We start from the raw sequence: 13931 nt of genomic DNA, 5'->3' as shown, positions 1-13931 counted from the left end.
ATCTCAAACCTGGTGCAGAATGCCGACGGACCTCGTTGGGGCCGTCAGGCCGAGAACACCCAGCGGGCGCGTTGTTGGGAAGTGAACTGCTGATCGTGAATGACCGGAATTGGCACGATCCAGCCACCCTATAGGGTGACCAACTCGGCGAGCTTGCCGCGACAATGCGATCGTATCGTTTACGGTGCTCAGGTCGTTCGCGAGTCGGTTATGGGGCTGACTTCGCGGGGCGCGCGTTCAGGTCGAGTGGTCCTGCACGATTCTAAGGTTCACCTGTAGCGGTAAATGATCCGAGGCCCGGCGCGTCAGCGGGTCAAGCGCGATTGAGGTGGAGTCAACGCGGAGTTCTTTCGATACGAAGACATGGTCAATGCGCAACAACGGATACCATGAAGGAAAGGTCGGCCGTGGCATTGCGGAGACCATGCTCTGGGCATCCCGAAAGTGCTTTGCGAGGCTTTTGTATGCAGGCGAGGATGGAATGGCGTTGAAATCCCCGCAGACGATCGCCGGTGCGCCCTGAAACTCCGGGTGTCCGATCCAGTCCGCGCCGAGAAGTGCTGCCACCTGCCGATCGCGGTCGCGACTGCGCAGGCCAAGGTGAGTGTTGATCAGGTTGACGGCCGATCCCCCGACATCGATGCGCATCCAGATCGCCCCACGTGTCTCGCCAGCCGAGGGCAGTGGCCCCGCGCTCATCAGGCGAGTGGGTAGGGCCGTCAGAACGGCGTCGCCATAGCGCTCCTCCTCGACATGCAGTGCGGGGTGAAAGTGCGCCTCCATCTTGAGCAGAGCCGCAATCGTTGCAGCTTGATCGACCCCGCCCGTCCGCTTTCGGCCGACGTCGAGTTCTTGAACGGCAATGATGTCTGCCTCCGAGCGCGCGATCACGTCTGCAATCCTGTGTGGATCAACCCGGCGGTCGGTGCCGACGCAACTATGCACATTATAAGTGAGGATTTTGAACTCGCGGCGGTCCAAGTGCTGAGGGAGAGGGGAGCTTGTATTCATGCAGCTGGAACCCGCCAGAACCTAGATCGTTCCCAAGACAAGAGTGTCAAAGTGCGGCTGCTTTCGTACTGGCCAACATGGCCATCCTCGTCACCCACGTTCCCGGCGGTCTCGGCGTATTGGAGGCAGTTGTCAGCGCCATCCTGCCGGGCGCTGCCGCAATCGGCGGGCTGATCGTGTTTCGGGCGATCTACTTCCTGCTTCCGCTTCTGCTGGGGTTGCCGGCTTTCGCAATTAGCGAGGTCGCCGTCCGCAGAGGGCGGAAGAAGCAGCTAGAGAAGCGCATTGAGCAACCGCCCCAGTCGCAAGCGCAACTTCTGTAACGGCCAGTATGGGCGCCGGGGATCGATAAGGGACGTGCCGAGAAACGGGGTGGTTTCGCCACGATGAAGATCAACCTTGAAGTCCCTGAGCCCACGTTCACCGGTGTTGAGCGCCGCGATCGTCTCAAGCATCGTCCGTGTTTGCTCCATCTCGCGCACGACGGCTGGACTTGCTCCAAGATGCTCCGCCATTAGTCGATGACGTAGCGATCTGATGGAATCCCGATGGTCAGAACAGTCGGCTTCGAGGGCAAGGTCGCATTCGGTATCCAGTCCTTCCGAGCGGTTGTTGAGATTTGACGAGCCTATGCGCACGAAACTGTCGTCAACGATAATAAGCTTCGAGTGGACGATAAGCTCCTGTTCACCCCCGGTGCCATCCGGCACAACGGCATACATTACCCTCAGCCGATCAAAGCGATCGGAGCGCTTTAAGCGTCGGATGAGTCGGTCGCGATTGTTGCCCATCGCAAGCTTCTCAATCAGGCCGTGCGAGCTCTTCGTCACCACGACGGCAATCTCCGGTCCGTTGGGCTCCTTCAGTCGCCTTGCAATCGACCGTCCTACACCAGCGGATGCCAGATATTGGGTCTCGATATAGATCAAACGCTTTGCTGCGGCTATGGCGTCGCGCGTAAGCCGACGGGCCTGATAGCGGCCGCGCTTGCCAATCAGGCCTGGTTCCGTCAAGGCGATGGCGGCAGGAGTCTGGACCATGTCGGCGGCCAAGAGCGGGCCAGCCTCGGTGGGTTCGATACCAGGCACAATCCTCTCGCGCGTCGCTCTATTCCAGCGTCGTCGTGCCAGGTCACGAAGCATGAGCGCGGCCTCGCCGGAGACGAGGCACTGAATGTCGTGTACCGGGGGGTAGAGGGTGCCGTCCGTTGATCGCCTTAGGGGGTGCTCAACCCGATGGTCGGGTTCGTCCCATCGCCGGTCCGTCAAGTCGATGCCCCCTAAAAAGGCGAGGGAACCATCAATCGATACGAGCTTCTGGTGATGGCAAGCACGGAGCGGATGACCAAAATCGAACCGCAGCGAAATCTGCGGGTGGATGGAGACGGCGTTTCTGCGAAACAATCGCACGGACTTGCCGGAATAGATTGGCCCCATGCCCCAGACCAGAATCCTGAGCCGGAGCTGCGGGATGTCGTCAACAAGAGACAGGAGTAGCTCGCCGAGCGTTTCGGAGCTGACATCTGGTCTCAGGCGAATATCCGGATTGAAATCCCAACCAATGATCCATACTTCCCGTCGCGCTTTCCGAAGCGCTTGATCAAGCGCAGAAAAATACGCGGAGCCGTCGATCAAGAAGGTGGTCTCATCGGCGACACCGCTGCGCCAGGCGTTGCGGCGGGGCCGTATGATCTGTTGTGAAGGTGTCTGCCTGGACGGGCGTTTCAGGGCGGCGGTGACTAGCTGGAATGCATTCCGCGTTGTGGGGGCGTCGTCCGCCGATCGATACTCCTGCATGTTGCCTTGTTTTCCCTTGACCTCGGATGTCTCGCGAAACGTGCTGGGCAAAGGTCCGTTCCAAAGCGAGGGAAAGAAAATGCATCCGGTCTGGTATCATGGCTGGCAATCGCTGCCCTTGGAAGGCTTGGCGTTTTTTGATTTTAGCGGCCCGAAACTGTTGAGCGCAGGCCCCGAGGTCTCGCAAACGGCCCGTTGCGCCACGTTCGTGCCGGAATTCTCTGCTGTTGGTGCGTACAAGGACCAAGGGGCGCTACATGGAATTCATCAATCGTTTTGTCGATCAACCGATGCTGGAGGGCGCATCGCGAGTTCTCCAGATTTGGCATGAACGAAGCCGTCGTTCGCCGGACGAGCTTGGCCCTCTCTGGAGCCTTGTGGTGATTTCATGTCTCTTCGCGTCGAGCTGGTGGTTCCTTTCGGGATTCGTCAGTCTGCTTGCGGCGGGGACATTGCTGATGCTGTCACTTCCCCCCGCCTGGAAACTCCTGGCGCGACCGCAGCGGGGAGACTACGATGCCCGCGCGTACCGCGCGATGGCCGCGCTTGCAATTAGACGGCGGGAAACCGAGTGGGCCGTGCGGGTGCTGATGCTTTTAATTTCCGCTTGCCTGCCAATCCTTGCCCGAGGTGGCGATCATGCCGGTGAATCCTTTGTTCTTGGCGCCGGCGTTTGGTTTGTTCTGACAATTCCGGCGAATGCGTACCTGGCTGCTGCAGAACCGCCGAAACCCGAAGATGGCGACAGAGTGTTGATGAGGCGCCGCGTCGTGGCGGCGGCCTAACTGCGGATCATCGTAGCCTGTCCGCGGAACCAATCGCCTGCCGCTCCGTTCTTCTGTCGTCGCAGTGACGGAGGTGAAAATGCTTTACTATGCTCTCGTGTTCTTGGTGGTCGCGCTCATAGCCGGCGTGCTCGGTTTTGGCGGTATTGCTGGAGCATCCGCATCGATCGCGCAGGTCCTGTTCTTCATTTTCCTGGTTCTCTTTGTCGTGTCGCTCATCATGCGCGTCGCGAGACGATAAGATAGGTTACGCCATCTTTCGGGGGCGAAATCCTAAACCGACAACATGGCCTTGAGCTCGGGATCAGAGGCGTCAGCTGCAGCAGCTTGACAGCGCTCGGAGAGGACCCACCTGATCGCGGGTACCGGCTGAAGATGCCTTTGAGGGCGGTCGGCAGGGCCGGCCGGCTCGAGTGAGCCAATGTCGACAAGGGGAACATGAAACCTTTTGATTTATAAGCCGTTGTCGCGCTATGCCCGACACTAAACTCGATCCGAAATCGGTCGACGAAACCAAACCGCGGGGCGCCGAACAAGCGCGCCAAGAGGAAGCGCCAACTGCCGAGGCGGTGCCACCGCCAAATGTTGTTGAATCCGATCCAGAACTGACTCCTGAGGAGGTCGAGCAGGCCCGCAGGGGGTATCTACTGACGCGTTTCTGGATAAGTGCGCGCCGCTACTGGGGACGCAGCGGTGACAAGCTCGCTTGGCCGTGCTCAATCGGCCTGTTGATCCTCATCGGTACCAATGTCGGCTTCCAATATGGGATCAACATCTGGAATCGAGCACTCTTTGACGCCATCGAGCAACACAATGGCCGCACCGTCTATTTTTTGAGCGTCGTATTCCTGCCTCTCGTGCTTGGAAGCGTAGTCCTTGTCACGGTACAGGTGTCCGTTCGTATGATGATCCAGCGCCGCTGGCGCTCCTGGCTTACGACCGCGGTCATCGCGCGCTGGCTCGCAAACGGGCGTTACTATCAGTTGAACCTCATCGGCGGCGATCACAAGAATCCCGAAGCGCGTATTGCGGAGGATTTGCGGATCGCAACGGAATCGCCGGTCGATTTCATTGCGGGCGTTATCGCCGCGTTCCTGTCTGCTTCGACCTTTATCGTGGTGCTCTGGACGATCGGCGGGGCACTGAGGCTGCCGATTGCGGGATCGATTGTCACCATTCCCGGCTTTTTGGTGGTCACTGCCGTACTCTACGCCGCGATCACGTCCAGTTCGATGGCCGTCATCGGTCGCCATTTCGTCCGTGTTTCCGAGGCCAAAAATCAGGCGGAAGCCGAATTCCGCTATACGCTAACGCACGTGCGGGAGAACGGCGAGAGCATCGCATTGCTCGGCGGTGAAGAGGAGGAGCGCAGCGACCTCGACAAAAGCTTTGCAAAGGTGCTCAGGCAATGGGCGCTTCTTGCACGCCAGCACATGCGCACAACGCTTGTGTCACAGGGATCGAGCCTATTCGCGCCAGTAGTACCGGTCTTGCTCTGTGCTCCGAAGTTTCTTGAAGGCAGCATGACCTTGGGCGAGGTAATGCAAGCTGCCTCGGCCTTTGCCATCGTTCAGAGCGCGTTCGGATGGCTGGTGGACAACTACCCCCGTCTCGCCGATTGGAATGCCTGTGCACGGCGCATTGCCTCGCTGATGGTGTCGCTTGACGGGCTCGAGCGGGCGGAACAGAGCGACGCCTTGGGACGCATCAAGCACGGTGAAGCCCAGGGCGATGCAATCCTCAGCCTGAACGATCTCTCCGTGTCGCTCAACGACGGCACCGCTGTGGTCAAGGAGACGCAGGTGGAGATCGAACCGGGCGAGCGGGTTCTCGTGGCCGGTGAGTCGGGTACGGGCAAGAGTACGCTGGTGCGGGCCATCGCAGGCCTTTGGCCTTGGGGCGAGGGCAGTGTTGATTTCCATGCCGACAGACAACTGTTCATGTTGCCGCAACGACCTTACATCCCTTCCGGGCCGCTCCGGCGTGCTGTCGCCTATCCCGGCGCCGCCGACGGCTGGACGCCGGAGACGATCAAGGAGGCCCTCGACAAGGTCGGTCTCGGCTATCTGAACGACAAGATTGAAGAAGACGCGCCATGGGACCAGACTCTGTCGGGTGGCGAAAAGCAACGGCTCGCGTTTGCCCGTCTCCTGCTACACGATCCCGATCTCATTGTGCTGGATGAGGCGACATCAGCACTCGATGCCAAGAGCCAGGACAAGATGATGGAAATGATCATCCATGAATTACCGAAGGTGACCATCCTGAGCGTCGCGCATCGAGCTGAACTAGAGGCCTTCCATAGTCGCAAAATCACGCTGGAGCGGCGTCAGGGAGGGGCAAAGCTTGTCAGCGACATCGACCTTGTCCAGCGGAAGAAGAAACGGAACAAGCTCTTGCGCCTTCTGGAGGACCGGCGTTCCGCATCAAGAAGCCGGAGCAAGCAAGGGGCTGTGCCGAAGCATCCGAACTGAAGCGCTGCCGGCACGGCTTGAATGGCCTGCAGCACAACGTCGTGCAGATGGGGTGATATCGGCAGCCAAATGAAGCCCCAACCGGCCGGCGAAAAAAGGACTGCCCAAACCCGCCGTTATTTGAGACAATTGCTCGGGAAGAAATTCTCTTGGGCTCGGCCGGTTTCGAAACTTTGAACATTCCTCGGCTCTGCCCCGCCCGCAGCGTGAGTTGGCTGTCGGCAAGCATTAGCAAGCATTTTCATTGTTCAGCACACGCTAGCCAGGAGCAATTCGCATGGTAACGTGGAAACCCGATCCGAGCTTTTATCCATCACCGAGAATGGCCATGAAGGCCGCGCCGGAGACAATTGCCTACGTCGCCGCCTTCGATCCAACGCAAGCGGTTCCCGACCAGCTGGCGATCGTCGATGTCGATCCGGCGTCTGCGACTTATGGGCAGATCGTAAATACGCTTGCGATGCCGAATGTCGGCGACGAGTTGCACCATTTCGGCTGGAATGCCTGCTCGTCCTGTCTTTGCCCGAACGCACCGCACCCGCACGCAGAACGCCGCTACCTGGTCGTGCCAGGACTGAAATCCTCCCGCATCCATATCGTCGACACCAAGCCGGACGGCAAAAATCCGTCGATCGTCAGGGTCATCGAGCCTGCGGAGGTGGCCGAACGGGCCGGCTATTCTCGTCCGCATACGGTCCATTGCGGCCCCGAGGGCATCTATGTAGCCGCACTGGGCAACGCAGAAGGCAAAGCACCAGGCGGTATTTTCCTGATGGATCACGAGAGCTTCGACGTCCGCGGACAATGGGAGATGGATCGGGGACCGCAACAGCTGTCCTATGATGTCTGGTGGCACCTTGGCCACGATACGCTCGTGACCAGCGAGTGGGGCACGCCGGATACGTTCGAAAACGGTCTCGTCCCCGACATTCTGCTCGGTGCGAAATACGGACGTCGGCTCCATTTCTGGGATCTACACACACGCAAACACCAGCAGACGATCGATTTTGGCGAGAAGTATCAGCTCGTATTCGAGCTCAGGCCAGCGCACGATCCGACGAAGGCCTATGGATTTGTCAACTGCGTGCTCAGCCTTGAGGATCTCTCGTCCTCGATCTGGGTCTGGCATCGCGATGGCGCAAAATGGGCGGTAACAAAGGTGATCGACATCCCGGCTGAGCCCGCCGACGCCGACCAATTGCCGCCAATGCTCAAGGGGTTCAAGGCCGTACCGCCGCTCGTTACAGACATCGATCTCTCCATGGACGACAGATTTCTTTACGTGTCCTGCTGGGGAACCGGCGATCTGCTTCAGTACGATGTGTCAGATCCCTTGAAACCGAAACTGACCGGCAAGGTGCGGATTGGCGGCATCGTTTCGCGTGCATCGCACCCGGGCGCTAAGAACGGCGCCCTGAACGGCGGACCACAGATGGTGGAGATCAGCCGCGATGGTCGCCGCATCTATTTCACCAACTCGCTCTACGGGGCGATCGACGAGCAGTTTTACCCCGATGGTATCTCGGGGTGGATGGTCAAGCTCGACGCGAAACCGGATGGCGGCATTGCCTTCGACGAAAAATTCTTTGTTGAATGGCCGAATTCGCATCGCCCGCACCAAGTCCGTCTGCAAGGCGGGGATTGCTCGTCGGATTCCTACTGTTATCCGTAAGGAGCGAATGAGACGCCTATGAGCGACCTTTGGCCCTGGATCTTGCTCGCTGGATTGGGCGCGTTTCATGGTCTCAATCCGGCGATGGGATGGTTGTTTGCCGTTGCGCTTGGCGTCCACAGGCAGAGCTCTGCAGTAGTAATCCAGGCGGTCCCCGCCATCGCCCTCGGACACGCCGTGTCTATCGCGCTGGTGGCCGGAGCGGTGGTCGCAGCTGGCCTTGTCGTGAACGAGGGCGTGGTGCGCATGGCTACCGGCGGGGCGCTTATTGCATGGGCGATCTGGCACCATGTTTTTGGGCACGGTCGGCGTGTTCGCATCGGCTTGCGCACCGGGCTTTTTGGCCTTGCGTGCTGGTCGTTCCTGATGGCGACGGCTCATGGCGCGGGGCTGATGGTCCTTCCGGCCCTGATGCCCCTATGTCTCACCGAGTCGCCGGTGCCCGAAATCGGTGATTCCGCCGCAATGACGATCGCCGCGGTTGGTGTCCATACCCTTGCGATGTTGGCAGTCACCGGCCTCGTTGCACTGGGGGTCTATCGGTGGGTCGGGCTCGAGATATTGCGTAGCGCCTGGATCAACGTGGACTTCGTATGGACGCTGGTTCTGATTGGCACCGGCGCGTTGCTGCTGATCATCGGGTGACACGCCGGATGGCGACACGCCTTCCGGAATTGGGGGTGGCGCAGGCATCGCGTTGCCTGATCGCCGTTGGAACTGACTTTTGTGCATTAAGAATTGAGGCGAATGCTCCATGTGGTTGCCAAAAAACCACAATTGCTCCACCTAGATCGCACATCGTCACTCGGCATTATGAATTGGGTCAAAACTGAATGCGCATACCCTACGTTTTCCTTGGTGCATTTCTTGCAATCGCGCAGTCCGCGTATGCTGAAGTAGCACCGCCGCCTGTCCTCGCGCCTCAAAAGCAGCAGGCGCAGGCGGCTGAGTTGAGTGCAAAATTTCTGACGCGCTTCAGCTACAAGTCCGTTCCGCTTGATGACGCCTTGTCGGCCAAGATCATGGACAGGTTCATCAAATCACTCGATCCGGATCGCGTGATCTTCCTGCAAGCGGACATCGACAAGTTTATGGCTGACCGCAGCAAGATCGATGATGCTATCGAACGGGAGGACCTGAAAATCCCGTTTGCAATCTTCAACGTGTATGAACAACGCGTTGTCGATCGCATGAACTACGCACGCAACTTGCTTAAGCAGGGCTTCGATTTCAGTGTGCAGGAGGATTATTCCCTGCTGCGTGAAAAGGAGCCTTGGCCGCAGTCGGAAGCCGAGAGCGATGACCTTTGGCGCAAGCGTGTCAAAAACGACTGGTTACGGTTGAAATTGGGCGGCAAAACTGACTCGGCTATCCGCGAGACGCTCGACAAACGTTACGCAAACGCGCTTGATCGCGCATACAAATACAAGAGCGATGACGTTTTCCAGTCGTTCATGGATGCCTATACGACGTCAATCGACCCACATACGGACTATTTCGGCGCCACGGCTTCAGCTGACTTCGACATCGCGATGAAGCTGTCGCTGGTCGGTATCGGTGCGGTACTGCAGGAGCGCGACGATTACACGACCGTCCGTGAGCTCGTGCCCGGCGGGCCGGCGGAGTTGTCCGGTAAGCTCTCGGTCGGCGACCGCATTACCGGCGTGGGTCAAGGCAAGAATGGACCAATCAAAGAAGTGGTGGGCACGCGCCTTGATGAGGTCGTGCAAATGATACGGGGGAAGAAGGGCTCTGTCGTGCGCTTGGACATTCTCCCAGCCGACGCCGGCGCGGAAGGCACCCATCGCGTCGTCAGCTTGGTGCGCGATAAAATCAACCTCGAAAAGCAGGCAGCCCAGAAGGCCGTACTGTCCGTGAAAGCGGGTGAGTCCACTCGCAAAATCGGTGTGATTACCCTGCCGGCGTTCTATGAGGATTTTGAAGCCCGACGCAAAGGAGACAAGGACTACAGGAGCGCGAGCCGCGATGTCGCCAAGCTTCTCGGTGAACTGAAGCAAGAAGGAGTCGACAGCGTTCTCATTGATGTTCGCAACAACGGCGGCGGTTCATTGGATGAAGCGATCGATTTGACCGGTCTGTTCATCGGCAGTGGTCCTGTCGTTCAGCAACGCGGCAGTGACGGCAAGGTCACGGTCAGAAGCGCAGACTTTCGGACACCCGTCTGGACGGGCCCGATGGGTGTCTTGATCAATCGCGGGTCGGCCTCGGCTTCGGAGATCTTTGCCGCGGCAATCCAAGATTATGGTCGAGGGGTGATCGTCGGCGAGCCCAGCTTCGGTAAGGGTACCGTTCAGACGGTTGTCAATCTTGATCAGATGGTCCGTAACAGCAAACCCGAATTCGGTGAGCTGAAAGTGACGATTTCCCAGTTTTTCCGCGTCAATGGCGGGACGACGCAGTTGCGCGGCGTGACCCCCGATATCAGCTTGCCGGGGTTCTCAGATCCGACGAGCTTTGGTGAGATGAGTTATGACAATGCCCTGCCGTGGACCGAACTCAAACCTGCCAAGTATGCGCCCACAGGCAATATAGCGACGTTGCTGCCGAGCTTGCAAAGCCGTCATGAGGCTCGAGTGCAAAGCGATCCGGACTTTCAACGCGTTCTAGAAGACATCGCCGATCTCAAGGCGCAGCGTGAGAAGGGGGTTATCTCCCTCAACGAGGCCAAACGCCGCGAGGAAGCGACGGCTCGAGAAAATCGACTCAAATCGAGACCGGAAGCAAACAATGGCGAAGATCCCGATGCCGATGACGGCCTGCAGGCAAACGAACGCAGCCTAAGTGCTGACATTGCCATGGAAAATGCCCGCAAGAAGGCAAAGGATGTTTTGTTGAACGAGGCCGCTGCCATTCTTTCCGATGAAGCGGATTTGCAGGAAAGCGCGCCAAAGGCCGCCACAAAATAGCTGGGCAGCGGGCGGAGACCAGCCATCCCCATTGGTTGGTCCTGCCACTGCAGATTTCTGAAGACGTGTAAAGCGTCAGTTCAACATGCTATTGGGACGCCGCCGAGCCTTGCGCGGCGTCACGTATCCAGATCGGCCGCATAGCCTTTGCTGCTCGGCGCTCCATTCGCCGTCGGCGCCTCCGAATTGGTTCTTGGCCTCGATGATCGTCTTACGACTTCACGAAAGCCGAAGCATGGACGACATTCCCGAATGAAGGGCTTGGGCGCGCGCCAGGCTGCGAAGGAAGTCTCCACCTTTCCGATTTGAGTTCTTGCCGAGGGAGGCCGTGCCGCCCCTTCGACATAGGCGAAATGAAAATAAAAACGTTTTTATTTTGCTTGAAATCGTTTTTATTGTCAGATACCTCTTGCTTCTAAGCTTGGGAGGGCTTGGCGCAGCCTCGATCATTCAGAGTGGTCAGTCGAGCGGTCGCGAACCAACGGCAATGACGGGCCGTCGTGTACCGGCGCCGTTTCCCTATGGTTTATCAAGAGGAGGAGAAGCATGAAAAAATTGATCGTCACGCTCGCGCTCTCGGCGCTGGTGTCAAGTGCAGCCTACGCGGCGGATCTCGGTGGTAAGCTGGTTAAGGTCGGCTCGGACACAACCTCGCCGCCGATGGAAAGTGTCGATCCCACCAGCGGCCAGATCGTCGGCTTCGACGTCGACGTGGTCAATGCCGTTTGCGCCAAGATAAATTGCCAGGCCGAGTTCGTGACAACTGGCTGGGACGGCATCTTCGCCGCCCTCGACCAGAGCAGCTTCGATCTCGTCGCGTCCGGCGTCTCCATCACCGATGAACGCAAGAAGGCAATGGATTTCTCCGACCCATATATCGTCAACAGTCAGGCGGTACTGATGCGCGTCGCCGACCAGGGCACCTCGCTCGACGATTTTAAGGCACACGGCCGAAAGCTTTCAGCGCAGGCCAATACCACTGACGCGCAGGTGGCCGAAAAGGTAGTCGGCAGAGAGAATGTGGTCGCTTACGACAGCTTCAGCGCGGCGATCATTGCGCTGAAGAACAAAGATGTCGACGGCGTCGTCATTAATGGTGCCAATGCCGGCGCTTACGAGCGCGAGTTCGCCGGTGAGCTAGTCGTTGCGATCAAGGATCTGGAATCCGATCCGCTCGGACTTGTCTTCCGCAAGGGCGATGAGAACGTCGCCGTCTTCAACGAGGGCCTGAAGGCGATCAGGGACGATGGCACGCTCGATAAGCTAGTCGCAAAGTACTGGGGCCTGAAGTAGGCCGCGGCGCCTAAGCCCGTTTGCCACTTTCCGGAGCGCGCTGTGTTTGGCGCTCCGGCTCGACCGAACCCTTGAAATGCCCCGGAGGAATGGATGTCGTTCCTGAGAAGCGTGCGTCCGAGCAATCTGATCATCCTGACCGCGCTGCCCTTTATCGTTTACCTGTTTGCTTCCTCAAGCGCTTATCAACGCTCGTTGAAGGCGATCCTCGGTGTCGAAAACGGCTCGTCGGCCTTCGTGCCCGGCTTCCTGCTGATGCTTCTGGCCTTCGCAACCGGCTTCGCAGTGCCAACAGTCGCGAGCGCCAAGGGCCGAAAGAAGCAATGGCCGATGATGGCGGCCGCAGTGAACGTTCTGGCGGCGCTTGCCATGATCTGGACCGCACTCGTTCATCCCTTTGTTGCCTCAGTGCTTGCCAATGGGGTAGATCCGTTCAAGTCGGAGTTGATTGTCAAGGGCGTTACCCCGCGACAACTCACCGAAACAGCCGAAATGATGCTGCGGGGCGTCGAGAGTTGGCTGTTTCCGGCCTATCTGCTCCTTAGCCTTGTCGGCATTGTTATGTTTTTTGCCGCTCGGCCGGCTGTCGGCGAAGAGCCGGGGCCGTTGCGTCGAGTCGGTGGCTGGGTCCTTGGCATCGCCAATGGGGCGGGGCTGGTTTTTATCCTGTTCTTTGCCCACATCGCGTTCGCTTCGGGTGTTGCGACCACAGTGCGCGCGGCTATTGCCGCCTATCTGCTGGCGGCGTTGCTCGGTCTTGCTTGGGTCGGATTGCTCCAGTTGCGCGCCAGTACCCGCACGACGAGTTATTTCGCTGGCGCAACCGTACTTCTCGTGCTCGTCGCCGCTTGGTTTCTCCTGCAGCCCAGGGATGCCTATGTGCTGGCCGGAACCTTGGACGGAAAGATAGGCATCGTTACGAACACGCCGGCAAGCCTCGTAAGCGCCGTGCGCTTCGGTCAATATGAAGGCGGGCCGGAGACGGAAACGCCGGTGCGCACTTTCGTCGGGCCAAAAGAGGCTCTGGCTTCGATCGCCAAGAATGAAGGCGTGAGCGGCGCGTTGTTGCCAGCGACGGCAGCGCCTGCCGAGCTGCCGGTCTTGTGGAAGACTGAAGCGCTCAACGACCGTGACCGCGCGACGGGTATCACCTTCGTTGTCTTTGCGATCATTCTCGGCCTCTTGACCTTCGGCGGCTTCCTGCACCACCGCCATCCGCTGGCCGTCGGTTCTGAACTGGTGGTCGATACAATCCGCGGCATCCCGATGCTTGTGATCGTCCTCTATGTCGGCCTGCCGCTCAGTGGCGCACTTAAGGACGCAACGCAGGGCGTGCTCGATCCACCGAATATCCTGCGCGGCATTGTTGCCATGGCACTTGCCTATTCAGCCTATCTCGCAGAGATCTTCCGCTCCGGCATCAATGCGGTCCCGGTCGGCCAGATAGAGGCGGCCAAGAGCATCGGCCTCAACCGCTGGCAGACGGCACGTCTCGTCATCTTGCCGCAGGCCCTGCGGATCGTTATTCCGCCGCTCGGCAACGAGTTGATCGCCATTCTCAAGGACACCTCACTGCTATCGATCCTGTCGATCCGCGACATTACCCAGAGAATGCGTGAGTTCCAGTCAGCAAGCTTCCTGCCATTCGCGCCCTATAACTCGGCGGCGATCTTTTACATCTTCCTGACGCTGGCCGCAGCGAGTCTCGTCAACATGGTGGAGCGCCGATATGACGTCAAACACCGCTGACAGCGGCCGCACCGTGTTGATCACAGGGGCTGGGCACGGCCTTGGGCAGGCGCTTGCCGTACTCTCACTGCACCCGGGTTGGGTAAGGACCAACATGGGCGGCGAGGGGGCGATGGTGGCTGCGCGGCATAGCGCAAACGACCTCAAGGGGACTATTGACGGCGCGAGCACGGCTGACAGTGGCAGCTTCTGCGCCTATGACGGAAGGCAGGTTGCATGGTGAG

The 13931-nt window shown here is 59.0% G+C and carries 12 protein-coding genes; 10 read left to right on the top strand and 2 right to left on the bottom strand.

What is annotated here, in order from left to right; translation table 11 throughout:
- Window positions 1-237: 237 nt before the first annotated feature.
- On the bottom strand, window positions 238-1011 hold the full coding sequence (locus FHT97_RS13820) for an endonuclease/exonuclease/phosphatase family protein (RefSeq protein WP_183862892.1): 774 nt from the start codon (window positions 1009-1011) through the stop codon (window positions 238-240).
- 77 nt (window positions 1012-1088) lie between these two features.
- Between FHT97_RS13820 and FHT97_RS13815 the strand changes: the two genes are divergently transcribed.
- Window positions 1089-1334 carry a hypothetical protein gene (locus tag FHT97_RS13815; protein ID WP_183862890.1) on the top strand — a complete coding sequence of 82 codons (246 nt, stop codon included), beginning with the start codon at window positions 1089-1091 and terminating at the stop codon, window positions 1332-1334.
- Here FHT97_RS13815 and FHT97_RS13810 read toward each other — a convergent pair.
- Window positions 1284-2858 carry a phospholipase D-like domain-containing protein gene (locus FHT97_RS13810; RefSeq protein WP_246712623.1) on the bottom strand — a complete coding sequence of 525 codons (1575 nt, stop codon included), beginning with the start codon at window positions 2856-2858 and terminating at the stop codon, window positions 1284-1286. The two genes, FHT97_RS13815 and FHT97_RS13810, sit on opposite strands and share 51 nt — an antisense overlap.
- Before the next feature lie 206 nt (window positions 2859-3064).
- On the opposite strand from FHT97_RS13810, the gene FHT97_RS13805 reads away from it, so the two are divergent.
- From FHT97_RS13805 to FHT97_RS13765, 9 genes are all read left to right on the top strand, one after another.
- On the top strand, window positions 3065-3592 hold the full coding sequence (locus FHT97_RS13805) for a hypothetical protein (protein WP_183862888.1): 528 nt from the start codon (window positions 3065-3067) through the stop codon (window positions 3590-3592).
- A 79-nt stretch (window positions 3593-3671) separates the two neighbouring features.
- Complete coding sequence (locus tag FHT97_RS13800; RefSeq protein WP_016554323.1) at window positions 3672-3833, top strand: DUF1328 domain-containing protein; 162 nt, start codon at window positions 3672-3674, stop codon at window positions 3831-3833.
- 232 nt (window positions 3834-4065) lie between these two features.
- On the top strand, window positions 4066-6066 hold the full coding sequence (locus FHT97_RS13795) for an ABC transporter ATP-binding protein/permease (protein WP_183862886.1): 2001 nt from the start codon (window positions 4066-4068) through the stop codon (window positions 6064-6066).
- Between the two features lie 277 nt (window positions 6067-6343).
- Window positions 6344-7738, top strand: a complete 1395-nt coding sequence (locus FHT97_RS13790; protein ID WP_183862884.1) for a selenium-binding family protein — start codon at window positions 6344-6346, stop codon at window positions 7736-7738.
- Between the two features lie 18 nt (window positions 7739-7756).
- Window positions 7757-8383, top strand: a complete 627-nt coding sequence (locus FHT97_RS13785; protein ID WP_183756285.1) for a hypothetical protein — start codon at window positions 7757-7759, stop codon at window positions 8381-8383.
- Between the two features lie 188 nt (window positions 8384-8571).
- Window positions 8572-10665 carry a carboxy terminal-processing peptidase gene (locus tag FHT97_RS13780; protein WP_183862882.1) on the top strand — a complete coding sequence of 698 codons (2094 nt, stop codon included), beginning with the start codon at window positions 8572-8574 and terminating at the stop codon, window positions 10663-10665.
- A gap of 546 nt (window positions 10666-11211) precedes the next feature.
- Window positions 11212-11958 (top strand): transporter substrate-binding domain-containing protein, encoded by a 747-nt coding sequence (locus FHT97_RS13775; protein ID WP_183862880.1) that lies wholly within the window; start codon window positions 11212-11214, stop codon window positions 11956-11958.
- Between the two features lie 93 nt (window positions 11959-12051).
- Complete coding sequence (locus FHT97_RS13770; RefSeq protein WP_183862878.1) at window positions 12052-13707, top strand: amino acid ABC transporter permease; 1656 nt, start codon at window positions 12052-12054, stop codon at window positions 13705-13707.
- The gene (locus tag FHT97_RS13765; RefSeq protein WP_183862876.1) at window positions 13688-13930 is read left to right on the top strand and encodes a hypothetical protein; all 243 of its coding nucleotides are present in this window, start codon (window positions 13688-13690) and stop codon (window positions 13928-13930) included. Before FHT97_RS13770 ends, FHT97_RS13765 begins: the two co-directional genes overlap by 20 nt.
- The last annotated feature ends 1 nt before the right edge of the window (window position 13931 follow it).

The organism is Rhizobium sp. BK399 (assembly GCF_014194695.1).
In the GTDB taxonomy this organism is placed as follows: Bacteria; Pseudomonadota; Alphaproteobacteria; order Rhizobiales; family Rhizobiaceae; genus Rhizobium.
Note: the sequence above shows the minus strand (reverse complement) of the source record. Positions and strands in the feature narration are given on the sequence as shown.